Annotated in this window: 17 protein-coding genes; 10 read left to right on the top strand and 7 right to left on the bottom strand. The window is 70.1% G+C overall.

Features of this window, described 5'->3' with window-relative positions; all coding sequences use genetic code 11:
• Window positions 1–38: 38 nt before the first annotated feature.
• From A6P39_RS13475 to eccE, 3 genes are all read right to left on the bottom strand, one after another.
• Window positions 39–3,266, bottom strand: coding sequence for an SCO5717 family growth-regulating ATPase (locus tag A6P39_RS13475; RefSeq protein WP_067041530.1), 3,228 nt, complete (start codon window positions 3,264–3,266; stop codon window positions 39–41).
• Window positions 3,267–3,614: 348 nt separating this feature from the next.
• Window positions 3,615–4,418, bottom strand: a complete 804-nt coding sequence (locus A6P39_RS13470) for a hypothetical protein (protein WP_067041532.1) — start codon at window positions 4,416–4,418, stop codon at window positions 3,615–3,617.
• Window positions 4,415–5,752 (bottom strand): type VII secretion protein EccE, encoded by a 1,338-nt coding sequence (gene eccE / locus A6P39_RS13465; protein WP_199840715.1) that lies wholly within the window; start codon window positions 5,750–5,752, stop codon window positions 4,415–4,417. Before eccE ends, A6P39_RS13470 begins: the two co-directional genes overlap by 4 nt.
• A 197-nt stretch (window positions 5,753–5,949) precedes the next feature.
• Here eccE and eccB point away from each other — a divergent pair, with 197 nt between their 5' ends.
• Both eccB and mycP read left to right on the top strand, forming a co-directional pair.
• Window positions 5,950–7,476 carry a type VII secretion protein EccB gene (gene eccB, locus A6P39_RS13460; RefSeq protein ID WP_067041535.1) on the top strand — a complete coding sequence of 509 codons (1,527 nt, stop codon included), beginning with the start codon at window positions 5,950–5,952 and terminating at the stop codon, window positions 7,474–7,476.
• Between the two features lie 11 nt (window positions 7,477–7,487).
• Window positions 7,488–8,747, top strand: a complete 1,260-nt coding sequence (gene mycP / locus A6P39_RS13455) for a type VII secretion-associated serine protease mycosin (RefSeq protein WP_067041538.1) — start codon at window positions 7,488–7,490, stop codon at window positions 8,745–8,747.
• Between the two features lie 277 nt (window positions 8,748–9,024).
• Here the strand turns inward: mycP and A6P39_RS13450 are convergent, their stop codons facing one another.
• The 3 genes from A6P39_RS13450 to A6P39_RS13440 are packed head-to-tail and all read right to left on the bottom strand — an operon-like array spanning window position 9,025 to window position 12,407.
• Complete coding sequence (locus A6P39_RS13450; RefSeq protein WP_159395979.1) at window positions 9,025–9,618, bottom strand: hypothetical protein; 594 nt, start codon at window positions 9,616–9,618, stop codon at window positions 9,025–9,027.
• A 42-nt stretch (window positions 9,619–9,660) separates the two neighbouring features.
• Window positions 9,661–11,922 carry a DUF6571 family protein gene (locus A6P39_RS13445; RefSeq protein ID WP_067041545.1) on the bottom strand — a complete coding sequence of 754 codons (2,262 nt, stop codon included), beginning with the start codon at window positions 11,920–11,922 and terminating at the stop codon, window positions 9,661–9,663.
• Between the two features lie 11 nt (window positions 11,923–11,933).
• Complete coding sequence (locus A6P39_RS13440) at window positions 11,934–12,407, bottom strand: hypothetical protein (protein ID WP_067041548.1); 474 nt, start codon at window positions 12,405–12,407, stop codon at window positions 11,934–11,936.
• A 555-nt stretch (window positions 12,408–12,962) separates the two neighbouring features.
• Here A6P39_RS13440 and A6P39_RS13435 point away from each other — a divergent pair.
• From A6P39_RS13435 to A6P39_RS13400, 8 genes are all read left to right on the top strand, one after another.
• Complete coding sequence (locus tag A6P39_RS13435) at window positions 12,963–13,406, top strand: hypothetical protein (protein WP_067041551.1); 444 nt, start codon at window positions 12,963–12,965, stop codon at window positions 13,404–13,406.
• Complete coding sequence (locus tag A6P39_RS13430) at window positions 13,406–15,196, top strand: hypothetical protein (protein ID WP_067041554.1); 1,791 nt, start codon at window positions 13,406–13,408, stop codon at window positions 15,194–15,196. The genes A6P39_RS13435 and A6P39_RS13430 overlap by 1 nt, the downstream gene beginning before the upstream one ends.
• A gap of 118 nt (window positions 15,197–15,314) precedes the next feature.
• A complete protein-coding gene (locus A6P39_RS13425) occupies window positions 15,315–16,493 on the top strand; it encodes a S8 family serine peptidase (RefSeq protein WP_234378778.1) in 1,179 nt (392 codons plus the stop codon).
• A 114-nt stretch (window positions 16,494–16,607) separates the two neighbouring features.
• The gene (locus A6P39_RS13420; RefSeq protein ID WP_067041632.1) at window positions 16,608–16,949 is read left to right on the top strand and encodes a WXG100 family type VII secretion target; all 342 of its coding nucleotides are present in this window, start codon (window positions 16,608–16,610) and stop codon (window positions 16,947–16,949) included.
• A gap of 38 nt (window positions 16,950–16,987) precedes the next feature.
• The gene (locus A6P39_RS13415; protein WP_067041558.1) at window positions 16,988–17,290 is read left to right on the top strand and encodes a WXG100 family type VII secretion target; all 303 of its coding nucleotides are present in this window, start codon (window positions 16,988–16,990) and stop codon (window positions 17,288–17,290) included.
• 111 nt (window positions 17,291–17,401) lie between these two features.
• A complete protein-coding gene (locus A6P39_RS13410) occupies window positions 17,402–18,370 on the top strand; it encodes a serine/threonine protein kinase (RefSeq protein WP_067041561.1) in 969 nt (322 codons plus the stop codon).
• Between the two features lie 8 nt (window positions 18,371–18,378).
• Window positions 18,379–20,619 (top strand): protein kinase domain-containing protein, encoded by a 2,241-nt coding sequence (locus tag A6P39_RS13405; RefSeq protein ID WP_079133204.1) that lies wholly within the window; start codon window positions 18,379–18,381, stop codon window positions 20,617–20,619.
• Window positions 20,620–20,671: 52 nt separating this feature from the next.
• A complete protein-coding gene (locus A6P39_RS13400; protein ID WP_067041564.1) occupies window positions 20,672–22,753 on the top strand; it encodes a protein kinase domain-containing protein in 2,082 nt (693 codons plus the stop codon).
• Between the two features lie 66 nt (window positions 22,754–22,819).
• On the opposite strand, the gene eccCa is transcribed toward A6P39_RS13400, so the two are convergent.
• Entirely contained in the window at window positions 22,820–26,785 is a 3,966-nt protein-coding gene (gene eccCa / locus A6P39_RS13395) for a type VII secretion protein EccCa (protein WP_079133205.1), read from the bottom strand.
• Between the last annotated feature and the right edge of the window lie 184 nt (window positions 26,786–26,969).

Below are 26,969 nucleotides of genomic sequence, written 5' to 3'. Positions count from 1 at the left end.
GCGGCCGGTGCGCTGCGCACCGGCCGCCCTTCGCCTGCCTACTGCTGCGGATGGCCGGGCTGCGGCTGCTGCTGCCCCTGCGGCGGCTGGGGGTAGCCGTACGGCTGACCAGGCTGCTGCGGCGGCTGGCCCTGCTGCGGCGGGTACGGCTGCTGGCCGGGCGCCGCCTGCGGGTAGGGCTGCTGGCCCGGTGCCTGCGGATACGGCGGCTGTCCCTGCTGGGGCGGATAGGGCTGCGGCGGCCCGGTGTACAGCTCCTGGCCGGGGGCCTGCGGATAGGGCTGGCCCGGCATGGGCTGACCCGGCGTCGGCTGGCCCGGCATCGGCGGGGCGGCCACCGGCGGCGGATTGCCGTCGCTGGTCCACAGCCCGTGCGACTGCTGGTGGCGTACGAAGTCCTCGGCGACCAGCGCGGCGAGGTTGAAGTACGCCTCCCGCGTCCGCGGCCGCATCATGTCGAGGTCGACCTCGGCGCCGGCGGCCAGATGCTCGTCGAACGGCACGACCACGACCCCGCGGGTGCGGGTCTCGAAGTGCGACACGATGTCCTCGACCTTGATCATCTTGCCGGTCTCGCGGACTCCGGAGATCACCGTGAGCGACCGGGAGACCAGGTCGGCGTACCCGTGCGCGGACAGCCAGTCCAGCGTCGTACTGGCGCTGCTCGCACCGTCCACGGACGGAGTCGAGATGATGATCAGCTGGTCGGCGAGGTCGAGCACACCGCGCATGGCGCTGTAGAGCAGGCCGGTGCCGGAGTCGGTGAGGATCACCGGGTACTGCCGGCCGAGCACGTCTATCGCGCGGCGGTAGTCCTCGTCGTTGAACGTGGTCGACACGGCCGGGTCGACGTCGTTGGCGATGATCTCCAGGCCGGAGGGCGCCTGGGACGTGAACCGGCGGATGTCCATGTACGAGTTCAGGTACGGGATCGCCTGGACGAGGTCACGAATAGTGGCCCCCGTCTCGCGTCGGACCCTGCGGCCGAGCGTACCGGCGTCCGGGTTGGCGTCGATGGCGAGGATCTTGTCCTGCCGCTCGGTGGCCAGGGTGGAGCCGAGCGCGGTGGTCGTGGTCGTCTTGCCCACGCCGCCCTTGAGGCTGATGACCGCGATCCGGTAGCAGGACAGCACCGGCGTGCGGATCAGCTCCAGCTTGCGCAGCCGCTCGGCTTCTTCCTTCTTGCCGCCGAGCTTGAAGCGACTCGACGCCGCGGTGGGCCGCCCGCTCTTCGCCTTCTGCTTCTTGTTGTTGAGCAGCCGGTCGGCGGAAAGCTCCACGGCGGCGGTGTAACCGAGCGGCGCCGCACCGGGGTTGGTGGGCTGCCGCTGGTCGTGCTGGATGGGCTGCGGCCAGGCCGCACCGGTACGCGGATCGACCGGCGCCTGCGGAGCCTGAGCTGCCTGCGCCGGCGGCGGGAAGCCGTAACCACCGGGCGGGGTCGGGCCGTTGGGGTTCGGCGGCGGGAAGCCGTAACCGCCGGGCTGCGCCTGGGGGTTGGTGCCCGGCTGCGGCCCGGGCGGCGGGAATCCGTAACCGCCGGACGTGGCGGGACCCGTCGGCTGGGGCTGCGGCTGCGGCTGCGGCTGGGGTCCCGGTCCCGCCGACGGCTGTGCGGCCGGTGGTGCGGCCGGGTACGGCTGACCGGGCTGTGGCATGGCGGGCGCGCCGGGCTGGGCCGGCTGGTTCCAGGCGGCGGGCGCGGGCTGCGGGGCCTGCGGCTGGAACGGCGGCTGCTGACCGGGCAGGGGGCCGGGCTGCGGCTGACCGGGCTGACCGGGCTGCACAGGCCACTGGGCGGCCGGCGCGGGGGCAGCGGGCTGGTAGGAGGGCGGCAGCGGCGGCACTCCGCTCTGCGGCGCGGGCGCAGGCGTCCAGCCGGGCTGGGCGTCCTGCGGGGCCGGGGGAGCGGGCGGTACGGCGTCCTGGGGGGCCGGGGGAGCGGGGGGTACGGCGTCCTGGGGGGCGCCTGCCTGTGCTGCGGCCGCGTTCGGCTGGGTGCCGTTGTCCGGCGTGCCCGGCTGAGGCGCGCCGTCCTGCGGGACTGCGCTGTCCTGCGGGACCGTGCCCTCCTGTGCGGCAGCCTCAGCCACCGGGGCGTCCGTGGGCTGCGGGGAGGCGGAGTCCGGGCCGGCGGAGTCCGGGACCTCGGCTGCGGCCTGCTCCGCGTCGGCCGGTTCCCCGGCCTCGGTCTTCGTCCCGGCCTCGGTCTTTGCCTCCGTCCCCGTCCCCGTCGTGACGTCGGCCTTGCCGGCCGCGTCGCCCTCGGCGTGGGCCGTGCTGCCGTCCTCGTCGTACGGGTCCTCGCTCTCGCTCTCGTCCGCGTCATCAGCGGCGGCGGAGGCATCGGCGTCAGGGGCATCGGCGTCGGGGGCATCGGAGGCGGTGCTCGCGGCCGCGGCGTCTTCCTCGGCGGCGGCCTTGCCTTCGGCGCCCTCGGCGGGCTCCTCCGACCCGGCCACGGCCTCCGGCGCGCCCTCGCCATCGCCGGTGCCCGCGTCCTGTGCGGAGCCCGAGCCGACGGAATCGGCTTCCTTCCTGACAGCCGCCGCGGCCTCGGCGATCTCGGCCATCTCACGCTTCAGGGCCACTGCGGAGAACCGCATGGTGGCCCCGCTCTCCAGGTCCCCGTTGCTCGTCTCCGGCTCGGGCACGACGGCCGGTGCCGGTGCCCCGGGCTGGGCGGGGGTCGCCCCGGGCTGCGGCTGCGGGGCGGCCGGCTGCTGCTGCGGCTCGAAGCCATGCGGCAACTGCGGCATCGGCGCGGGGTGACCGACCGGCTGCGCGGGCTGCACGGGCGGCGGGAAGGGGGCGCTCTGCACCGGCCCGGGCGGAGGCGGCGGCGGAGCGTAGGGAGCGCCTTGCGGCGCTGCGTACGGGGTCCCCTGGGGCGGCGCGTACGGGGTGCCCTGGGGCGGCGTGCCCTGCGGCGGTGCGTACGGCGTGCCCTGCGGCGGGGTGCCGGCGGGCTGGGCGGTGGGCGGCGGCGGAGTCGGCCCGGGAGCCGGTGCGTTCGGCGGGAACGGGGGGACCCCGGGAGGGACCGGAGCACCCGCGTCGCCGGGGCCGGCCGGCCCGCCGAATCCGCTCGCGCCGCCCGGACCGCCTGCCGCACCGGTGGCGCCGGACGCGTTCTGCGTGTACCAGGCGGGCGGTGCGTAGTCGATGGTGAACTCGCCCGTCATCTCGATGGCGGACTCCGCGTCGGTCTGGTCGTCGTCGGGTGTGTCCCAGCCCCCGCGGATCCCGTCCCGATCGCTGTTCACAGTTCCTCCTGGTGTGGTCGAACACCCTCGTGCCGTGCCGGGGCGACCATGTCGTGTCGTTCCGAGTCGTCGGTAGTCGTTTTCGGGGCAGTCCGATCCGCCGGTCTTCCCCCTGGACACCGACGCCCGGCGCACGGGTCCTGTCATCGCGCCCGCTCCCAGCCTAATCACCACGAGCCGTACCTCGGCAGGCCCGCCCGCCTCTCGGCATGCGCGCAGCACGTCACAGCCCGCCTCGAAGTGCCCCTGCGGCCTTGCGTCTTGCCAAGGGAAACAGGGAGCAAACGGCAGACATGCGACGAACAGGAAACATGAGTGCCGCGAACAAAAAGGACAGGAAGGGGCAGTTCAGTCCATGCGGCGTGGTGTGCCCAACAATCCGGTCTCGGCATCGGTGGGTTGCGTCAGGACGTACTGCCGGTCACGGTCGCTACACCACAGGGTGACGCCGTCGGGCAACGCCGGCAGCGACTCGACCTCGGTCCGCGACAGACCCATGGTGCGGCCCAGTTCGGCGGCCTCGTCCGGCGAGACCCGCTGGATGCCGGCGAGCCGTGCCTGGCGCAGCAGCCGGGGCGCGACCGGGCTGAGATACGGCAGCAGGGTCAGCACCGACTGCCAGGGCCCGGACACCACTCGTCCGCGCGGCGGCCGCATACCGCAGTCGCGCACCACCAGGACAGGCGTGCCCGCGGAGGCGCCCTGCGGGGGCACCCGCCCCACGTCGTACACGGACAGGCCGTTCTGCCCGCCGCCCATGGCGTGCACCATCTGCATCCAGGCCTGCGGGCGGCCGGTCTCCACCGCCACCCGGGCGCCGGTGGCCGCCGAGCGCAGCGCCAGCACCTGCGCCGTCCACAGGCCGCCGATGAGCACCACGTCGTACGGCGTGGGCCGGTTGATGCCCAGTACGGCCGGCTGGCCCTCGGCGTCCACACCGGCCACCACGCCGTCGTCCCCGATGGGCAGGGCGAGCGCGTCCAGCTGCGGCACGGACACCCCGTGCCGCCCGTGCCGGGGGCCGATCAGGCCCAGCCCGTGCCGCAGCAGATCGCCCGCGCGGCGCGGTCCGGAAGGCGCCGGCGTCGGCGCGGGCGCACCCGCGCTCGCACCCGTGCCCGGCCGCACGGAAGTCGTCGGAATCGTCGTCACCGCGCACCTCCGAGGGGCAGCGTGGCCAGCATGCCGGGCAGTTGCTCGCGGTCGAGGCGGGCCAGTCCGGCGCCGCCCTGCCGGGCCGCGGCCTCCAGCGCGCGCCGCGCCGCCACGAGTTCGTCGTCGCTGCGTCCGGTCACCCGCAGATGGCCGGAGAGGGACACCTCCTGCTGCTCCCCGCGCGTGAGAGTGAGGCTGAAGGTGGTCGCCAGGGCCGGGACCGCCGTGACCCGGGCGAGGAAGTGCGGCAGCGACTCGCCGCGGCTGCCGCCCAGTTGGGGCCAGCGCCTGACCCAGTACGTCGTGTGCCGGCGGTTGTCACAGCGCCAGCTGCGCCCGGACTCCTCCGTGCGCCGCTCCCGGGTCTCGCTGCGCCCCGCCTCGGCGGTGACCAGCGGGTTGGCGCAGGCCGACGTGGCGAGGGCGGCGACCAGCTCCTCCTCGTCGAGCACCCGCGCGCGAAAGCCCCCGCCGGTCAGCCGGCTCGCCAGGTGGTCCGCGGTCCGCACGACGCACTTCTGCGCCCCGAGCAGCCCGCCACCGCGCGCGGCCACGGCCTCCGCGCAGCTCTCCGGATCGAGCTTCAGCGCGATCCAGGTGATGCGCACGGCCGGCGCGCCCGTCTGCTCCTGCAGCGGAAGGTAGTTGGCGACGGCGACGGACTGCTGGGGCAGATGCAGCGCGGGCGCCGGCTGGGTGTGCAGCACGATCTGGGCCGACTCCAGCCGGATCCCGTCCACCTCCAGGGCGTCCCGCACCAGCGCGACCGGCAGCGGCTGGCGGCTGCGCTCGGCCCGCAGCGCGGTGGCGTCCGCCTCCACCTGGAGCACCGCCGTGACGAACGTCCCGTCCCCGACGATGCCGACCGGACGCCGGTCACGCGCGCCGTAGGAGTACGTGCGCAGGGCCGGCTCGCACTCCACGGCGGGCACCAGACCGGGCTCCGTGCCCGGCGGTATCGGCATGCTCGCCGCCCGCTTCTGGCGCGCGCGCAGCTCCCGCGCGGTGGCCAGCCACTCGGGCAGGGAGCGGCCCCGCCGCCGTACGAAGGCCAGCAGGAGCAGCACCAGGGCAACGACCGCGGCCGGCACCAGCGCCACCATGCCGACGGCCAGGCCGACCACGAGGGCGGCGGCCGCCAACTCCACCAGCACGAGCCGTTGCAGACGGAACGAACCGGCCTGGCCCGGCCGGGGCCTGAGGCTGAGCGTGACCGCCTGCTGCACCGCTCCGCGCTGCGTGGACGCTCCGCGCGCGGGCGCGGCGGACCCGGCCGCGCGACCTCGTGCCGCCGACCGGCCGCGCGCTCGCGACCGCGTTCCGGAAGCCATCACTCCATCCCCCCGATTTGCTCACAACTCACTGGAACCAGGCCGCTCAACAAGGGCCTTGAGGGCCCAGGTACCCTACCCGCTCCACCAGACTCGCTCCGTACCAGGCATAGTAGGGGCCGGGTCCGACAACGGAGGGCGGGGGAGCGTGGTACCCGGGCGCGCTCCGCGTGAGACACGGGGAGAAACAGGCACAGATGGCATCTCGGCGGGACCAACTCAACGCCTACACCTTCGCGAAGCGCCGTATGCTCGCGTCGTTCGTGCAGTCGTCACCGGATGCCTCCGACGAGGGGGCGCCGCGGCCGCTGCGCGCGATCCTGCCGGGCGCCATCGCGGGCGTGGTCGTCCTGGCGGCCTTCGGGGCCTGGGGCATGTTCAAGCCGACGGCTCCCCAGGGCTGGGACGCACCGGGGCAGAAGGTGATCATCGCCAGCAAGTCCACCACCCGTTACGTGGTGCTGGACACGGACAACAAGCCGCAGCTGCACCCCGTCCTCAACATGGCGTCCGCCAAACTCGTCCTCGACACCCAGGACGGCGTAGACGTCGTCACCGTCGACGAGTCGATCCTCGACAGCGGCAAGATCCCGCACGGCGTCACCATCGGCATCCCCTACGCCCCCGACCGGCTGCCCTCCGGCCAGGAGGCCGGCGCCACCAAGCAGTGGGCCGTCTGCGAACGCCCCAGCGGCAGCGGCAACTCGATCCAGAAGGCCGCGTTCGTCCTGGCCGAGCGGGACCTGAAGAAGACCGCGGGCCCGCAGAAGCTGCACGACGGCGAACTGCTCTACGTCACCACCCCGACGGACAAGAAGCAGTACGTGGTCGACGCGACCGGCACGGCCTACGAGGTCCCGGCCTCCGACCCCCTCCTGCTGCAGACCCTCGTGGGCGCGGACCGCCAGCCGCAGGAGGTGACCAAGGAGTGGATCGCGACCCTGCACCAGGGCGACGCGATCGACTTCCCGACGATCCCCGGTGTCGCCGGTGCCCCGGCGGGTGCCCCCGGCCAGCTGGGGGCCGCCGACAAGGTCGGCATGATCCTCAGGGCGCCGGTCAACGGGCAGGAGCAGTACTTCGTGGTGCTGCCCGGCCGGGTCGCGCCCGTCTCCGACTTCGTCGCCCAACTCCTGCTGGTCGACAAGGACCTCGTCAAGCTCGGCCAGGCCGGGCACGCCCAGGAGGTCAGCGCGGGCGCCATCACCCGGGACAAGCCGTTCGCGGCCAATTTCACGTGGCCGACCGAGAAGCCCTCCGCGGTCAACGACGCCTCCACCGCCGACGGCAGCCGCAACACGGTCTGCAACGTCCTGAACCACGTCGACCCCGACAACGGGAAGACCACCCTGAGCACCTGGGCCGGCACCGACTTCCCGGCGACCCTGGCCACCGGCTCCTCCAGCGCGTACGTCACCGCCGGCTCCGGGCAGCTCTACCGCCAGTTCCAGGGCACCGCGACCAAGGTGGGCTCGGTCTTCCTGGTCACCGACACGGGCCTGCGCTACGCCCTGCAGTCCAACGACGACAGCGCCACCGACGACAAGGGCGTCGGCCTCACGGACAAGCAGCGCCAGGAGCTCCAGCAGGAGGCCAAGCTGGCGCAGACCCGCCTCGGCTACGCCGATGTGAACCCGGCCCCCATCCCCGCGGCCTGGTCGGAGTTCCTGCCGACGGGCCCGCGCCTGTCGACGGCGGCGGCCCGCCAGCCGCAGGGCTCGTGAGGGGACCGACGATGCGCTCCCCCCTCACCCCGCTGACGGCACTGCGCACGCGCACGGCCCTGACGGCGACCCTGACCCTCACGGCCACCCTGCTGGCGGCCCCGGTCGCCGCCGCGGACGACGCCTCGGACCAGTGCACCTTCTCCAAGAACAACCACAAGTACGCCGGCACGCCCTGGGCCCTGCAGCGTGTCAACCTCGACGAGCTGTGGAGCCAGTCGAAGGGCAAGAACGTGAAGGTGGCCGTGATCGACACGGGCGTCGACACGAGCAACCCGCAGCTGACCGACGCGGTGAACGCGTCCCTGGGCGCGAACTACCTGCCCAAGACGGACGGCAAGGGCCAGAAGCTCGACGTCGGCAAGCCCGACGGCACCACCGACACGGTCGGCCACGGCACCCGCGTGGCCGGCATCATCGCCGCCCGCCCGATGAAGGGCACGGGCTTCGTGGGCCTCGCCCCCGAGGCCACCATCATTCCCATCAAGCAGAACGACGCCGAGGGCCACGGCACGGCCGCCACCCTCGCCGAGGCCATCCGGCACGCGATCCAGGCCAAGGCCAACGTCATCAACATCTCCCAGGACACGACGAAGGCCATCTCGCAGGACAACGACCTGCACAGAGCCGTCGACGAGGCCCTGAACGCCGGGATCGTCGTCGTCGCCTCGGCGGGCAACGACGGTCTGGGCGGCAACGTCAAACTCACCTACCCCGCCTCCTACGACGGAGTCCTCGCCGTCGCCGCCTCCGACCGCAACAACGAGCGCGCGGCCTTCTCCCAGTCCGGAGACTTCGTCGGGGTCGCCGCTCCCGGCGTCGACATGATCTCGACCGTCCCCAAGGGCGGCCACTGCTCCGACAACGGCACGAGCTTCTCCGCGCCGTACGTGGCCGGTGTGGCCGCCCTGATCAAGGCCAAGCACTGGGACTGGAAGCCCAACCAGATCGTGGCCCAGATCGAACAGACGGCGGAACGCTCCATCGCCGGCCACGACCGCCTGGTCGGCTGGGGCGTGGTGGACCCGGTCCGCGCACTCACGGAGGACGACCACCCGATCGAGTCCCCCGCCCCCGACGCCGGCCTCGCCCACGTACAGGCCCCGACCCCCGCCAAACTCACCCTCGGCGAAACCCCCCAGGAACGCACCGCCCGTTACGCCACCTACGTGTCCGTCGGCGCGGCCGTCCTCGTGGCGGGCCTGGGCGGAGGAGCGGTAGCCCTGCGCGACGCCCGACGGAGACGACGAGCACTGGAGGGCGGGGCCTGAGCCCGACGGAGTTCCTGCTCAGGGGAGGCCTCTTTGGTCGGAGCGTCGGAACGCGCCTTCTCATGTGCGAACAAGGCGGAGATGCTGTCCCCTCCTGTTTCGGGCTCTTGCCCAGGACTGGCCCTTCTGGCCGCTGCACGAGGGGCGGCGGCCGTGTTCTGAGCGACGTCGAGTACGTCCGTCGGTGGGCTGATGGTTCGGCAGCCCACCGACGTTTTTGTCTGTGTAGATCCCAGGGGCGGTGTGCCCCTATTGATCCTTCCCGTTCTCGGCTGGTTCAGCCGATTCGGGGAGGGCTGTTCGGTAGATCATCCGCACCTTCGCAAGTCCACAGATTGCGAGATTCGAGCCGAAGCGTGTCGGCGGCGAGCAGAGCCATCTTCTGGATCACTGTCCGGTCCGACGTCTTTCGGTAAGTGACGTCGACTTCCACAAGCGACTTCGTTTCGGCATGCTTCGATGAGCAGGCTGTGAAGAGGTAAACGGTGTCTCCCTTGTGGAATCCCTGCGCTTCGCCGAGAACGATCCGAATGGCACCGGTGGAAATCGCGTCGCGAGCCACGTTCTTCATCGTATAGTCCGAACCGGCGTAGAGGCTGTGCTTGATCGTCACCGATTTACCTCCGCCGTACACCTTGCACGTTCCTGGTTCCTTTTTGGTGTACGGCTGCTCTGGGTTGAAGACGCCAGTGTGCCACTGCGAGAACGGCTCGCCCTTCTCTGGCAGCAGGGATTTCACATCCGTTCCCGGAAGAGCGTCGTCGCACACACGTGCCGGTACCGCGACAGTGGTCTCTTTGGGTGGCCACATCTGCCAGGCGACCCCTCCGGCCATGGCCAGAACGCCCACAACGGCCAGAGTGATCCACATCGTGAATCGCCTGCGCCCTTCTTCAGTTCCATTCACGAGTGGCTACTTTCCTGCTCGCTGGCGGCCCAGACCGTAGGAATCCTCGATCTCTCGCTTGGCGGCTGTGGCCTGACTCTGTGCATTCGCGTCGTCGTACCCGGCTTCCTTGGCGGCTGTGTACGTGGAATCGTAGATTGCTTGCGCCGAGCTGGCCTGCTGCTGCTCCAGGAACGCGTCCCGATCTTTCAAAGCTTCGGGAGTGGAATCCCTGGTGAAGTTTTCTACGACCGACTCCTGGATGTCCTCCACCACCCAGCCGGCCACCTCACCGCCCACTGGAATCTTTCCGATGCCCATTCCGATGATGCGTCCAGCCCATTTGTCGGCGGTAGCGACCCCTTGGTTGAACGCCGCATCCTCGGCGATTTTCTCGTCAACCACTGCTTGGGTGCGGGACTCCGCCATGATGCCGGCGATCTCGCCTCCGGGGTGGACCCGGTTGGCAATCTCCGGAGCCAGCTCCTTATATTTATCAGGATTGTGGAACGCGTCGTTGACGAGATCGGTGGTCACCGATTCTTGAGAAGTGATGATGGCCCCATAGGCATCGGGGTCCTTGCCGACCGCTCCTAGGAAGTTCTTTAGCATCCCAGGGGAAAGGCCTTCGGGGTTTGTAGTCACGTTGAAGTTTCCGAGATGGGCACTGGCCCCATGGGTTCCCACCAGTGCATCCCCGCCCCCCATGAACGCCCCCTGTACATCCCGCATGTAGTCGGCGGTGATGCTTCCAAGACTGTCACGCAGGGGTGAATCGTCCAGGTCCTCCGGGCTGGCGCCGTAGCGCCCGACGAGTTTATGGAAAATGTTGGCCGCATCCTGGGAATGAGGTGGCGACACGGCATCGCTCCCATAGGGCAGACCGGTTGTCGCTGCCTCCAGGGCGTGGCCGAGAGCATCAGGACCGTAGCCCATGACTGCCTTGGCTTTGTCCTCGTCAGCGAGGACATTCGCGCTGTTCGTATCCATCGTCCACTCGAAGTCCTTGTCGGTGAGAAGGTCGACGTACGAGTCGAAGCCCGGTTTGCCATCCTTCTGGACTGTGCCGTCCTCGTTGTACGCCGTCGGCGCATCGGTGAAGAACTTCTCCGCGGCCTCGGGGCTGTGTCCCAGCGCCTCAAGGACGCTGTTCAACGGCTCGTTCCCGGTGCCGAGCTTTCCCGAGGGGTTGAAGCCGTAGGTGTCCGGGCTTCCGGCCGGCTTGTTCGACAGGAAGAAGTACGGGTCCTTCTTGTGGAGCTGCGTGATGTGCTCCGCGATGGGGTTGAGGAACCGTGAGTCGTAGTCGCCGTAACGCAGCAGACCGCCCAGCACCTGGTAGCCGTACGGTTTGTTCCACTGTCCCTTCTCCCAACCGATCTGCTGGGTGCCGAGGCGTCGGAACTCTGTGCCCCAGTTGTCGGACAGATGGTGCTTGTGGTCCGGGTCCGTCGCATCGGCGAGGGTGTACCCCATGACCTTCTGCAGGTCCCGTACCTCGTCGAGCCGTGTCTTGGTCGCGTCCGCGTCGGTGCCGTCGATCGACATCTTGGCGTAGAACTGCAGCGCTTTGTCCGGCCCGCCAAGGCCCTCGTAGAACTCGGTGGCGAACTCACCATCCCTCTCACGAGAGTTGAAGCGCAGGAGTTGGTTCAGTTCGCGCAGTTCCGCGTCGGACATCTTGTCGCCCTTGCGTGCCAGCTCCAGGGCGCGCTCGACCTCGGCGTCGTTCAGCGACTCGTACGTGCTGTGGCCCGCGTTGTACGGGTCGTTGCCGTGGCTCTTCGTCAGCGCCCGGGCTACCGAGCCGTCGATCTCGGCCGCGTGGGCGAGGATCCCGTTGATCCTGCTTTCCAGGGCCTGCCTCTGGTCGAGCTGCTCCTGGGTGCGCTCGTCACTGTCACCACGGACGTGAGGGAAGAAGCAGCGGACCTTTCCGTCGCCGATGTCCTCCACCCGGACGCCGAGATTCGGCGCGTCCACCTGGACGGTGGTCCTGATCTGCCTCTGCAATGCCTCGAGTTCGGTGTGCCCGTCCTCGAGGACCTGATAGATGCTGTTGGCCTCGGTGTGGAGATCCGAGATCTCCTTGGCGGTCTTGGCGATGAACTCACGCGTGACCGCCGCGTTCACGCCGGCCCACTTCGCCGAGTCCGACTTCGCCTGCATCCCCGTAAGGGCGCTGTGCGCCGACTTCTTCAGACCGTCGACAGCCTTCTTCCAGTCCGACACGGCAGTGGCGAACTTGCCGAGGTCGACCTCGACGAGGTCGTTGAAGCTGAGAGTCATCGGTGACGCTCCTACTTGAAGTACTCATTGAGCTGCGACACCGACACGGCTGAGCCGTCACGACCGCGGAGCACGGCACCGATCTCGGCGTCGTCCTCGGAGTGCCGTTTCCGGGTGTAGTCCAGATGGTCGGAGATGTGCGCACAGGCCTGCAGCACGGACTTCACCTGCGAGGTCCACATCTCGACGGTGGTCTCCAGGGCGCCGCCCGTCTGGAACCCGTGCGACTTCAGAGCGGCCGCGGCCTGCATGGTCGAGCCGGTCGATCCCTTGCCTGATCCGGGGGCGGCGATGTCCGCCTGACTCTTCACGTCGTCGTAAAGGAGGTTGGCCTCGTGACCGACAGCACCCAGGTCGTCCTGGTGCACCACCAGGTCACCCGTCCCTCCGCCACCACCGGCCGCCGCCAGTTGATCGAGGCGCATATGCGGTGATTCACCCTCGGCCGCCCGAGCCTTGAGCTGCTCCCACTCGTCCCAGGCCATGGAAGGGCCCCTTCTCCCTGCGCAGACATTCCGGTGCTGAGTCAAACTAGCAACCTGGACAAGGAAAAAACTCGCCCATCTCATCAATCCCTCGATGGCGGGGTGTGAAGATTCGCGCCAAGTGCGGGTGCTGCTGCGGGCGCAGCGTCCCCCGTACCTTCCTGACCTGCGTATACGTGCCAGCTCTCCCGCCGCCCCCTGTCGCAGCCGCCTGTCGCAGGTCGAACTGTTCGGCAATCTGACGGTCACTCACCCCATGGGTTGCCCTAGTGATCGCAAAGGTCACCTATCGGTGACGCGTGAAGGTCGGGTCGCTGGCTGGATGTGAAGCTTCTGTATGGATGCCTGAGCGCTTCTGTCGCGATTGGTCGCCTTGTCGCTCTTGGGTGGGTCCGGACTCGGTCACTTCGGGACACCATTGCAACTGAACCGTCGCAGAGTTCAGTTGGCCGCGATTTGCACAGTGACTACAGTGGTCAGCGATGGATCGGGGGTGCGGTGTGCTGCCCAGGTCGTCGGCAGCTGTACCAACGGGGAAACGGGGAAGGGGTCGCAGTGAGTGACAGTGGCGGCTCGGATCTGAGACGCGGACTTGAGGCTCTGAAGATCTTCCAGAAGCGCGTGAACGACGCGTTGAGGAAATTCGATGAGTCGCCGGGTGCCTCGTCCAGAATTGCTCAGCACGCCATTGACCGGGCGTCGTTCAGTGGTGGGGCGATCAAGTTCGCTGAGGCGGACCAACTGCATGGGCAGTACAAGCGCGTGCACGATCGCCTGCAGGCCCTGTCGAGGTCGCTGGGCCTGCACATCGAGGCACTGGGACTTGCGGTACAAGCGGCCGATGTCGGCTTCGACAACGTCGAGGAAGAGGTGCGTCAGCGCTTCTGGGCGATTCACGCGCAACTCGACCAGGACCACCAGAAGGCTGTGGCGCAGGAGAAGACTCACCAGTCGCATCCGGCGCCGAAGACCAACCAGTCGACCAAGGGGAGGTTCTGATGAGCGACGACAACTGGCAGCAAGATCCTCAGTACAAGCCCGACGTGGATCAGGCGGACCAGCAGGTCGGCCAAGTCGACGCCGTGGAGGACCTGCTGGGCGGCTTCGGCTTCCCGTTCGGTCTCGATGTGCGCGTCAACGCCTTCGGTTCGACCAACTTCGAGCACCACGATCTCAACGACATGATCGACCTCGTCGAGCAGGCTCAGCCCGCGCACCTGGAGCTGGCCAGTAAGGCGTTGTGGGACGCCCACCACTCCATTTCCGACGCGGCGACAGAGCTGAGGGCTCACCTCAAAGCGGTCGACTGGAAGGGAGAGGCCGCCACCAACTTCCATGTCTGGGGCACGGGTCTGGCCGACTGGAGCGATGACCTCGCGGACTTCGCCAACAAGGCGGCCAAGCAGGTATCCGCAGCGGGCACAGGCCTGGCCTCGGTGAGCAAGTCGATGCCGCGGGAGCGTGACCCCCGGCCCAGGGTCGATCGGAAGCTGCCCACCGAGTTGCCGAAGGCGGACCAGCACGACAACAACCCGGACTACGTGGTCGCCAAGAAGGCCGAGGCGAACCGGCAAGAGGCGATCAACCAGATGAACAGGCTGGCCTCTTACTATGCGGTGTCGTCCGACTACCTGCAGAAGGAGGACGGACCGCAGCCGTACAAGGCGATGCCGGCTGTGGGGGTGCCGAGGCCCACCAGTGGGGGGCTCCTGTACAACGCCGGAAAGAGCCACGACGGTTCGACTCAACCGGCAACCGGTCAGCCCACAGTGTCCGCACATCATCAGGTGGCCGTGTCGACTGACCCGCACACCCCGAGCCATGCCGCACCTGTGAAAGAGGTGCACCAGCCGGTCACCGATCCGAACCATCAGGTCGGTACGGAAATCAACACCGTGGGCACACTGCCTCCCCCGGCCCACACCGCACAGCCTGGACCTTCCGCGCCCACTCTTCCGACCACTGGCGGTGGAGGCCACACGCCTCCGCTGACCACCGGACCGATGACGCCTCCGCTCGCGCCGACCGTCGGGCGTACCACCGGATACGGCCCGACCAGCCGGCTCCCGGTCTCGGCGCGGGGGCGCACGGGGCCTTCGGGCACCGCCAGTGGGCGAGTGCCGCAGGAGGCCGAGGAGCAGACGGGGCGTACCGCTACCGGCGGCCGTGTGTCGCAGGGGCCGATGGGGCAGGCTGCTCGCGCCATGGGACGTACGACGACCCCGGCCGGCGAGTCAGCTGTGCGCGGGTCCGCTCAGCAGACCGGACGCTCTGCTCTGGGGCGTGGCATCACCGGTGGAACGCCGAGGATGACCAATGTGCCTGGTGAGCGTGCCGGAGCGACTGGTCCCACCAGTGCGGCACGCAACGGTGTCGTGGGTGGCAAGCCTGTCGCGGGCCGTCCGTCGGGAGCGGGGTCTAATTCCCGTGTCCCTCGCGGTATGGTCGTCGGCGCCGAGGAGCCGGTCGCCTCGACGCAGCCGAAGGGCGCTCTCGGGCAGCGAGGAGTTGTCGGCGCGCCTACGGCGAAGGCGGATCCGGCCACGGGCCAGTCGGTGCTGCGTTCGGCAAGCAACCCCGAGGGTGTCATCGGCGCACCCCGGAACAACGGCGGCTCAGCACTCAAGGAATCCGAGGGCGGCGTCGGCAGGACGGGTCTCGGCCGGGGTGCGGTGGGCGATCGACAGGGCCCGGGCGGTGGCACGGGACGCACTGGAAAGCCGGCCGAGAAGGAACAGCACCGCTCGTCGCAGAAGAAGCGGCGTGACGTGCCCCAGAAGAGCGACTGAACAAGCGAGGACGTACGCGGGCATGAAGCCAGGGACTAGCCGACGTGGCACAAAAGCATTGCGCCTGATAGGGCGTGGCGGAACACGCCTGTCCGTCGTGTGCTCCGCTCTGGGCGCGTTGACCATCGTGTCCACGTCCCTGGCTCCTGGTGCCGCGGCCGTGGACGTTCGGTCGAAGCAGTGGTATCTGAACGCGATGCAGGCCGACCAGATGTGGAAGACGAGCACTGGTAAGGGGGTGAAGGTCGCCGTCATCGATTCCGGAGTCAATCCGAACACCCCCGCGTTGAAGGGGCAGGTACTCGTCAACGAGGTGCAGAAGTCCGTCTCGTATCACGTCACACAGGACTACGACGGCCATGGCACATCCATGGCTGAATTGATCGCTGGCACCGGTGCGGGTAACGGCATAAAAGGCCTGGCCTACGGGGCTAAGATCATTCCCTATCGCGTTGGGCTCGACGAACTGAAGGACAAGCAGGAGAAAGAAAAGACCGCTACGTCGGCCGAAGCGATCAGGGCTGCCGCGGACAGCGACGCCAAGATCATCAATATGTCCTACGGTAGTCCGTATGATGATCCGGACGAGGAATCGGCCGTCAAATACGCCGCATCCAAAGGCAAGCTCCTGTTCGCCGCCGTCGGTAACGCGGGACTGAAGAACAACCAGGTCGACTATCCTGCCTTCTATCCGTACGTCAACGGAGTCTCTGCGACGGATCAGTCCGGCACCGTTGCCAAGTTCTCGGAACATGGCGAGTACGTCGACTTTTCGGCACCTGGGGTGGACGTACCCAGCTGGTGCGACAACAAGTTCACCGAGTACTGCAACGCCAGGGGCACCAGCGCCGCCTCCGCCATAGCCTCCGCCTCCGCCGCCCTCGTCTGGTCCGCACACCCCAGCTGGACCTCCAACCAGGTGATCAGGGCCCTGATCGACACGGCTGGGCGCACGTGGCCGAAGGGCGAACGGAGCCTCTATCTCGGCTTCGGCGTCATGCGTCCCCGCATGGTCCTCGACGACCCGAACATCAACCCCGGCCCGGCCAACGTGGATCCCCTCGCCGCCGAGAACTCCACAGGCGACGACGGCGCCTCGGCCGGCCCGGCTCCTTCGGCTTCTACCGGGCAGCCCTCGAAGGGCGGCGGTTCCACCAGCGGCTCCACCTCCGCCGCCGCGAAGGACTCCAACTCCGGCAACGATTCGACCACTTGGGTGATCATCGGCGCCGTCGCCGCCGTACTCGTCATCGGAGGCGCTGGTTTCGGTGTGCTGCGGGCACGTCGCAACACCTGAGAGATCACCCGCAAAGCTGCTCGTTCGCCCGAACGGGCAGAGGTCAGCTTGTCGGCCGAGCCGGTGACAGAAACCGGCACCCGGCAAGGCCAGTTCACACAGAAGGGCATCGAAATGGCCGCAGGCACCCAGAAGATCACCAAAGAGAGCGTTGCTGGACTCGAGGGAGAGCTGCTCGAGCGCTTCAACCACATCCAGGACCAGCTCAAGATGCTCCAGCACATGCTCGACACGCTCGAGGGCCACTGGAAGGGCATCGGCGCCGGCGCGTTCAACGCCAAGCAGACCGAGATCAATGAGCGCATGGTGCGGATGGGCAACATCCTGGTGAAGTTCATCGATGCCATGAACACCACCATGAAGATCAACAACAGCACCGAGGACCAGGTCCGCGCCAGCGTCCAGAAGATCGACGTGGACTACGGCGGCTCGCACTCGGCGCTCTCGAGCCTCTGATCCAGGCCACACCACCACTTCTCAGCAACGGAGGAATCATGGGCGTCCACCACGACGGCGTGACAGAAGTTCATTACGGCCGTCTCGACGAGATGGCGACGCAGATCGGCAAGACGGCCGAACAGCTCGAGGCCGGCCTCGAGGCCATCAAGAGCAAGGTCGCGCAGGTCTCCAGCATGTGGGAGGGCGAGGCCCACCACACGTACACCCAGCAGCAGGCCGACTGGGACCGAGAGGCCCAGGGCATCCACCAGGCCCTCCGGGCCATCGGCCACGCCATTCACGCCGCCGGCGGCGACTACATGGGCGGCGACAAGAAGGCAGCCAGCTACTTCCTGTAAGTGGCCGGAACCATCGGCATGCCGCGACAGCGGGGTGGGCGCGCACGGAGGGTGCCCACCCCCAGTCGTGTCCGGGACCGGCCCGGCAGAGCGGAAGAACCAGGACAGCAAATGCACGCCACCAGTGATGCCACCAGCGATGCCACTGGTGTGGCCGCCGGGGAAGAGCCGGGCAGGATCGCGAAGGCGCGGCGGCGCGTGGGACCGTACACGCTCATCACCGCGCTGGACGATCCCCACACCAGGGTGCCGGTCCCCGAGCGGCGCTACATCGCCCGCAGCACCGACGGGCAGCACACCGTCCTGCTCTCGCTCCCCCTGCCCGGTGCCGACCGTCAGCGCTTCCTGGCCGAAGCGGACGGGTCCCGCTATCTCCTCGGCCCGTGCGCCGCCCCGGCCACCGCTCTCGCCGGTCCCGGCGAGCCAGCCTGGTACTCCCGGCCGTACCTGCCCGTCCTGCCCCTGCCCACCGCCCTCGCCGTACACGGTGGCCCCCTGCCCGAGCGGACCGTACGCGCGCTCGGCGCAGCACTCGCCGAGACGCTGGCCGTCCTCCACGGGCAGGGCCTGACCTTCGCCGGTGTGTCACCCGCGGCCGTTCTCCTCGCCGCCGACGGGCCCCGGCTCTCCTGCTTCGGCGCCGTGCGCGCGGCCGCGCCGGACGGTACGGAGCGTTCCGGTGTGCCGGGGCTGGAAGCGGGGAGTCTGCCGCCGGAACAGGCGTCCGGCGGGCGCCCGCGGCCCCTCGGGGACGTGTACGCCCTCGGGGCGACGCTCGCCTACGCCGCCACCGGCCACACGACACCGGAGAGGGAGGAGATCCCGGCTGCGCTGCGTGCGGTCGTCGGCCGGTGTCTGTCGCGCGATCCCGGTGTCCGCCCTCAACTCGCCGAGATCATCGCCGAGTTGGGTGAGGGCACAGTCCCGGCCGGGGCGCCCGGCCGGCTTCCGGGGCGGGTGATCGCCGCCCTCGCCCATCAGTCGGCCGCGGTCCTCACCGCCGACATCCCCGTCGAGGCACCGCCCGCGCCACCCACCGGCCCCCTTCCCCACCCGCAACCTCACCCTCACTCGAGCTGACGACGGCCATGCCTTCCCCCCTCACCCACGACGACCCCCAGGCGTTCGGGCCGTACCGTCCGATCGCCCGCCTCGGCAGCGGAGGCATGGGCACCGTCTATCTCGCCCGCACGGCGGGCGGTCGTACCGTCGCGCTGAAGACGATGCACGCCCGTATCGCCTCCGACCCGGACTTCCGCACCCGGTTCCGGCTGGAGACCGACGCGGCGCGGGTCGTGGGGGAGCGGTTCGGGGCCGGGGTGGTGGACGCGGATCCGCGGGCCGAGACGCCCTGGCTGGCCACCGAGTACGTGCTCGGGCCGCCCCTCGACGAGGCCGTCGGGCTGTGCGGTCCGCTGCCCGAGGCGTCCGTACGGGCGCTGGGGGCGGCGCTGTGCGGGGCGCTCGGGCAGTTGCACGCGTCCGATGTCGTCCATCGCGACCTCAAGCCGTCCAACATCCTCATCACCGCCTACGGCCCCAAGGTCATCGACTTCGGTATCGCCCGCGCGGCCGGCGATGATCACCTCACCCGTGTCGGAGTCGCGGTCGGCACCCCCGCCTTCATGTCACCGGAGCAGGCGGGAGGGCAGGAACACACGGCCGCGGGCGATGTCTTCGCGCTCGCCGGGCTGCTCGTCTTCGCCGCCACCGGGCATCCGCCCTTCGGGCACGGCCAGGCGGCGGATCTGCTCTACCGGGTGCAGTACGCCGAGCCCGACCTGAGCGGCGTACCCGAAAGCCTGGTGCCGGTGCTCACGCAGTGCCTGGACAAGAATCCGTTCCGGCGTCCGACGACCGGCGAGCTGGCCTCCCGACTGCACGACGGGGACGGCGAGTTCGCCGACCACCTGCCGGACGTACTCCTGGCCGACATCGGGCGGCGGGCCACGGAGGTCTGGCAGGTCACGCCGCGGCGCCTGCCGGCCCCGGCCGACGAGCCGGCCACGGCGGCGACGGCCGCTCCCGTACGGTGGTCGCGCCGGCGTCTGCTTCTCACCGGCGGCGGCACGGCGCTGGGCGTCGCGGCCGCCGGGGCCGCGGGGGCGTGGGCCTGGAGCGGGCGGTCCGGTGGCCCGACGCCACAGCCCGCGCCCGGGCCCAGCAACAGCCAGCTGCCGAAGAAGCAGCTGGACTCCCGCTGGCAGGTCCAGGTCGAGGACACGTACAACGGGGGCTTCGCCGAGGGACCGCTGACCTCCTTCCCTGTGCCGTTGCAGGCCGTGGGCGACATGGTGGTGGTGATGGCCGGAAACTACCTGGAAGGTGTCGCCGCTCAGACCGGGAAGGTCGTCTGGAAGACGATCAACTCACCCGTGCCGTGGCAGATCGCCTCCGACGCCGATCGCATGATCATGGTGACGGACGTGAACGACCACTACGACGGACCCGATTCCACCCATGCCCGCCCGCTGGCCCTGGCCTCGGTCGACGTCCGCACCGGCACGCTCGCCAAGCCCTTCGCGCAGTTCACCGACCTCAAGGAGATCGGACTGTCCCAGGCGCTGTGCACCGCGGACGGGGTGGCCTACGCGGTGGCCGGGCGCGGCAAGTTCTCCTTCAGCTTCCTCGCCTCCCAGTCCTGGTACGTGATCGCGGTCGACATCAGCAGCGGCAAGCGGCTGTGGACGGCACCGCTGCCCCGTCGGCACCAGGACGTCCCGCACCTGTACTTCCTGGCAGCCTCGGTCGTGGGGAACCGTCTCGTGGCGCTTCAGGAGCCGGACGACGGCAGCGTGCACGCCGTCGTACGCGACACGCACACCGGAACCATCCAGTGGGACCGCAAGCTGGACGGCGTCGTCCCGGACGGGGTGCGCGAGTCGCTGGTCGCCGACGCGCAGCACCTGTACGTGGGCGCGGGCCGGCTGAGGGCGCTGCGGCTCGGCGACGGGAGCGTGGCCTGGGACTCGGCGTCCGTACGGCCGGGGCGCACCTATGGCCGTCCGGTGATCAAGGACGGCACCCTGTACGCCGTCGAGAAGGGGCTCGGGCTCGTCGCCTTCGACCCGGCGAGCGGGCGCGTCAAGTGGCAGGAAATCCAGGACAAGGGCGCGCAGGGGAGCGATGCGGACCTGAGTGCCGCGCCCGTGGTCGGCTCCGACTACGCGTACACCAAGCGGGGTTCGCGGTTGTGGGCGATCGACCTGTCCTCCCACCGGCCGGCCCACTCCTACCGGACCACCGGTGACCGATTCATGGTCCATGAGACGGCGGGCGAGGTCATCGCGCTGGGCGGCCACTTCCTCGCGGCCTTCCCCTTGCGGTGAACCGCCCGGTGCGAAGAGCGGAACGGGTGCACAGAACAGAAAGCGACAAGCGATGAGACCCCTGGGGACCGGAGACCCGATCCGGCTCGGCCCGTACCGTCTGCTCGGTGTGCTGGGCGAGGGCGGCATGGGCAAGGTGTACGTCGGCCAGGACCACGCGGGCACGGTCGCCGCCGTGAAGGTGCTGCGGCCCGAACTCGCCCACGACGCGGGCCTCGCCCAGCGGTTCGTGCGTGAGGCGCTGGCGGCCGCGGCCGTGCGGAGTCCGGGCGTGGCGGCGGTGCTGGGGGCGCAGACCGAGGGCGGACGGCCGTGGATCGCCACGGAGTTCCTGGCCGGGCCGACGCTGGACCAGATCGTGGACCGGCTCGGGCCGCTGGACGACGCGGGCCTGCGCGCCCTGGCCGTCTCCGTGGCCCGTACCCTGCGCGACATCCACGCGGCCGGCTTCGTCCATCGCGACCTCAAGCCGCCCAACATCGTGCTCACCGCGAACGGCCCGCGGGTCATCGACTTCGGCATCGCACGTCCGGAGCACGGACTGACGCTCACCACCACCGGGCAGATCCCGGTCACCCCGGGGTACGGCGCCCCCGAGCAGGTGCTCGGCCATCGAGTCACCGCGGCGGCCGACGTCTTCTCCCTCGGCGCCGTCCTCGTGTACGCGGCCACCGGGCACCGGGCGTTCGACGGTACGCACGTCGCCGCCGTCCAGTACGAGGTCGTCCACGGCGAACCGCGCTGGCACGGCCTCCCGCCCGAGCAGCACGCCCTGATCGCCCCGTGCCTGGCGAAGGAGGCGGCGGGGCGGCCCACCCCCGAGCAGATCGCCGGGGCCTTCGCCGCGCCCGGGAAGTCCGGCACCGTGTGGAAGCGCGGACCCGTGGCCGATGCGATCAGGGAGCGGGAGCGTGCGGTGCGGGAACTGACCGCACCGCTGCTGACGACCCGGACCGGGGTGGGACCGAGCCGGCGACGACTGCTCACCGGGGTCGCGGCCGGCGGTGCGCTGCTCGCGGCGAGTGGCGGCACCGGCTGGTGGCTGCTGCGCGACGGTGGCTCGCGCGACAAGGACCTGTTCACGCTGCCGCCCGCGGTGAAGACACCGACGGCGCGCGTCCTGTCCGCCGACGACGGTGACTTCATCGTCGGTGACGCCGTCAAGCCGCTCTGGAACCACGGTGGGGCGGTGGGATCGCATTCACCGGCGCCGCTGCCGGTCCGCGACGTGGTGATCGCCGGTGCCAAGTCGGGCGGCATAGCGGCGTTCAACGTCGTCGACGGCAAACAGCGCTGGCGGGCCCCCGGCATGGAGATGGCAAGTGGCTATCTGTCGCTCTCCGACCGGCTGCTCGTGACCGCCGACAGCCACGGCACGCTGCACACCTTCGTCCCGTCCACGGGCGAGCCCAAGTGGACGGCACAGGCCGACGCCGAGGCGCTCCTGGCCGTCGACCAGGACGCGGTGTACGTCGTGACGAAGGACCACCGGCTGCGTGCGGTGGGCCGCTCCGATGCGGGGTTCCGCTGGACCGTGCCGGTGCCGGAGCGGTTCCGGACCCGCCTCTGCCTCCAGGGCGCGGTCGACAGCGGAACACTGGTCGTCGCGACCACCGGCGGAGATGCGCTGGCGGTCAGTACGCAGACCGGCCGCACCCTGTGGACGGTGTACGACCAGGCGAAGAAGACACAGCTCGTTCCGGTGGCCGCGAATGGCGTGTTCTATCTCAACGGCAAGACGCTGACCGGCCGGAGGGCCTCGGACGGCAAGGAGGTCTGGCGGGGGACCAATGAATCCGGGACCTCGTCGGAGTGGGGTCCCGCCGGCGTCCACGACGACTGCGTGTACGCGAACGTCGGCGGTTCCAACGAGCGGTTCAGCCTTCGCAAGGGCGGCAAGGACTGGTTCGGCCCGGGCGGTACCGAGGGGAGTCCGGTCCTGTTCCAGGGCAACGGCATATGGCTGCTCGAAGACCTGAACGACGGTCTGTCGGTGCACACCCTGAGCCTCAAGGACGGCACGGAGACCTGGTACTACGACCCTCGCTGGATCGACGACATCAAGTTCGCGGCCGACGGCAACCGGGTCTTCGTCACGGCCGGCGACGCCCTGATCGCGTTGCCGGTCTTCTGACCGCTCCCGGCGTACACACCGGGTCCGGCGGCCACTGCGACCGCCGGACCCGGCAACACCCGTACGTCAGTACTCCACGTCCACCAGGCCCGTCTGCACCAACGGCCGCCCCCGCTTCCGGGACACGAACACACCCCGTCCCGCCGGCATCGGCCGCGGCCGGACCCCGTTGAGGATGTCGCCCTCCGCCGGGTCGCCGGCCAGGACGATGCCCTGGGCGCCGAGTTCCTTCATACGCTGCATGAACGGCTCGTAGGCGGCGCGGCCCGCGCCCGCGCTGGAGCGGGCGATGACGAAGCGGACGCCGACGTCGCGGGCGAAGGGCAGCATCTCCGTCAGGCCGCTGAGCGGGTTGCCGGTGGAGGTGGAGACGAGGTCGTAGTCGTCGATGACGACGAAGACCTGCGGGCCCCGCCACCAGCTGCGGTCCCGCAGCTGCTGCGGTGTGACGTCGGCCGTCGGCGTGCGGCGCTGCATGAGGTCGGCCAGGGCCACCATGTGGTGGTCCATCTGGCTGGACATCGGGATGTACTCCGCCAGGTGCGAGGCGGGCGTGATGTCCAGCAGCGAGCGGCGGTTGTCCACCACGAAGAACTTCGCCTCGTCGCCGCTGTACCGCAGGCACAGCTGCCGGATCAGCAGCCGCAGCAGGTTGGACTTGCCGGACTCGCTCTCGCCGAAGACGAGGAAGAACGGGTCCTGTTCGAAGTCCAGGAACACCGGCTCCAGGTTCTCCTCGTCCAGCGCGAAGGAGACGCCCCGCTGGGGGAAGCGGTCGCCCGGAGGCAGTTCCACCGCCTCCAGCTGGCGCGGCAGCAGCCGTACCTGCGGTGCGCCCGGCGCCTGCCAGTGGCGGCCGACCTCGGTCGTCAGCGCCGCCGTGGCCTCGGCCAGGTCGGTGTCGGAGGTCAGGCCGTCGATGCGCGGCACGGCCGCCATGAAGTGCAGCTTCTGGGGGGACAGGCCACGGCCGGGCACGCCCGCGGGGACGTTCACCGCCACCTTGCGGTCGATCTCGGAGTCCATGACGTCGCCCAGGCGCAGCTCCAGGCGGTTCATCAGGTGGTCCTTGAGGTTCGCCCGGACCTCCATCGAACGCGACGCCGTGATGATCACGTGGATGCCGTAGCCGAGGCCGCGGGCCGCGATGTCCAGGACCACCGACTCCAGGACTTCGTAGTCGGTACGGAAGTTGCCCCAGCCGTCGATGACCAGGAACACGTCACCGAAGGGCTGGTCCGTCACCGAGATCTCGCCACGGGCCCGGCGGGTGCGGTAGTCGGCGATCGAGGCGATGCCCGCGGAGCGGAAGTACTCCTCGCGCTGGGTGAGGACGCCGTACACCTCGGAGACCGTACGGCGGACGCGCTCGGGGTCGAGGCGGGAGGCGATGCCACCCACGTGCGGCAGGCCGGCCACCGAGACCATACCGCCGCCACCGAAGTCCAGCCCGTAGAACTGCACCTCGTAGGGCGTGTGCGTGAGCGCGAAGGAGCAGATCATGGAGCGCAGCAGCGTCGACTTGCCGGACTGCGGGCCGCCGATGATCTGCATGTGGCCCGCGGCGCCCGAGAAGTCGAGCATCAGCCGGTCGCGGCGCTGCTCGTACGGCTTGTCGACGAGGCCGACCGGGACGACCAGGCGGCCGGCGCCCTCGTAGTTCGGCTGGGTCAGGCCGCGGCCCTGTACCGCCGCGAGGCCGGGCAGCAGCGAGTCCAGCGCCGGCGGGCTCTCCAGCGGCGGCAGCCACACCTGGTGCGCCGCCGGACCCTGGGCCTCCAGCCGGCGCACGATCACGTCGAGGACGGTGTCGGCCAGCGCTTCGTCCACCTCGACAGCCGCCTCCACGCGCTGCTGGGGGACCGCCCGGAACTGCACCGGGACCTCGGTGGCCGTGAACAGCACCGGGCGCCGGTCCACCGGCAGCGGTCCGCCGCCGAGCGCCGCGCGCTGCGGGCCCGAGCGGTACACGCCCGAGACGTACGCCGCCTTGAAGCGGACCATCTCGTCCGTGCCGTACTTCAGGAAGCCGGAGCCGGGGACGTTGGGCAGTTCGTAGGCGTCGGGGACGCCGAGGGCGGCGCGGGACTCGGCCGCGGAGAAGGTGCGCAGGCCGATGCGGTACGACAGGTACGTCTCCAAGCCGCGCAGGCGGCCCTCCTCCAGGCGCTGCGAGGCCAGCAGCAGGTGCACGCCCAGCGAACGGCCGATGCGGCCGATCTGCACGAACATCTCGATGAAGTCCGGTTTGGCGGTCAGCAGTTCGCTGAACTCGTCGATCACCAGGACGAGGGAGGGGATCGGCTGGAGCGGGGCGCCGGCCGCGCGGGCCTTCTCGTAGTCGTGGATGTTGGCGTAGTTGCCGGCGTCGCGCAGCAGCTCCTGGCGGCGGTTGAGTTCACCGCGGATCGAGTCGCCCATGCGGTCGACCAGGGTCAGGTCGTCGGCCAGGTTGGTGATGACCGCCGCCACGTGCGGCATCTGGGCCATGCCGGCGAAGGTCGCACCGCCCTTGAAGTCCGCGAGGACGAAGTTCAGGGTCTCGGAGGAGTGCGTGACCGCGAGGCCCAGCACCAGGGTGCGCAGCAGCTCCGACTTGCCGGAACCGGTGGCGCCGACGCACAGGCCGTGCGGGCCCATGCCCTCCTGGGCGGCCTCCTTGAGGTCCAGCATGACCGGGCGGCCGTCCTCGCCGAGGCCGATCGGCACGCGCAGCCGCTCCGCCAGGGCGCGCGGGCGCCAGGTCCGCTTGGTGTCGACGGAGGCCGCGTCGCCGAGGCCGAGGAGGTCGGTGAACTCCAGGTTGGCGAGCAGCGGTTCGTCGTCGTCACCGCCCGTTCCCATGCGCAGCGGCGCCAGCTGCCGGGCCAGCGCCTCGGCGGACTCGTAGGACAGCGCGTCCGGGGTGCCGTCGTAGACCTCGCCGTGCCCGGACTCCAGGCGCAGCACGCCCGGCTGGACCACGATGGACAGCTCGCCGCCCGCCGTGGTGAGTTCGCCGGCCACGACCTCGACGATCGTGACGCCCTGCAGACCCTCGGGGTTGGCGAGCACCGAGTCCGGCAGCAGGGAGATGTCGTCGAGGACGAGCACGATGTGCGGCTCGTCCAGCAGCGGTGCGGCGGCCGGGTGGAAGCGGGGGCGGCCGGTCAGCCGGACGGACAGCAGGTCCTCCAGCTCGCGCGGGTCGGCGCCGATCAGCCGGCGGCTGCCCGCGCCGTCCACGGCACCGGATGCCTGCACGTGCGGCAGCCACTTCGCCCAGTCCCAGTGCGGCAGCGCCTCACGTCCCGCGGCCACCGCGATGACCAGGTCCTCGGGGGAGTGCAGCGAGGCCAGCGAGCCGACCAGCGCGCGGGCGCAGGAGCGTACGGACTGCGGCTCGCCGCTGAGCGTGACGTGGTAGAAGGCGCGCAGCGACACCGCCATCGGCAGGTCGCCGACGGTGCCGTGGCTGGCGAGGAAGCGCTGCATGGCGCCCGCGGTCAGCGGCTCCAACTGCTCGACCGGACCCGTCTCGGGGGCGACGAGCGGCGTCGCCAGCGGCTGCGGGCCGAGGCCGACGCGGACGTGCGCGAAGTCCTCGTCGCCGGACCGCCGTTCCCACACCCGGCTGCCCTCGGCGACGAGCGCCCACAGTTGTTCGGGGGAGGGATGCAGGTAGTACTGCGCGTCGCGCTGCGTCCTCGCCGTGTCGACGGCGGACTTGCGCGTCTGCGACAGGTAACTGAGGTAGTCCCGGCGCATGTCGGCCAGCTGGCCCTGGGAGCCGCGGCGGAAGCGGACCACCATGGCGATGGACATGGCCACCGTCGAGGCGATCATGACCACGCCCATGATCTTCATGAACGGCTGGCCGTTCGTGAAGAAGAACACCACCGAGCCACCCATGCCCAGCGTGGGCAGCAGCTGCATCAGTACGCTTTCCTGATGCCCCCGCGGCAATTCGGGCGGTGGCTGGACAACGACCTCTTCCGTGGGCACTTCGGACGGCAGCGCCCTAGTGGGGCGCTTGACGACAATCTGGCTCACTGCTCACCAATTCCCTTGCCCGACCCAGGCTTTCCGCCCGCCGCCCCGTGTCCGGCGGGCGCAGGCCGCCGCGTGATCCTACTGAGTTCACGGTGGCCGGGTGGGCGGTAGGGTGCCGGATGTTCGCGTGCGCACACGCCGAACGGGCTGGATATACCGGGACAACCCCCTCGATGTCGAGGCG

The sequence above is a fragment of the Streptomyces sp. FXJ1.172 genome (assembly GCF_001636945.3).
GTDB lineage: Bacteria > Actinomycetota > Actinomycetes > Streptomycetales > Streptomycetaceae > Streptomyces.
Note: the sequence above shows the minus strand (reverse complement) of the source record. Positions and strands in the feature narration are given on the sequence as shown.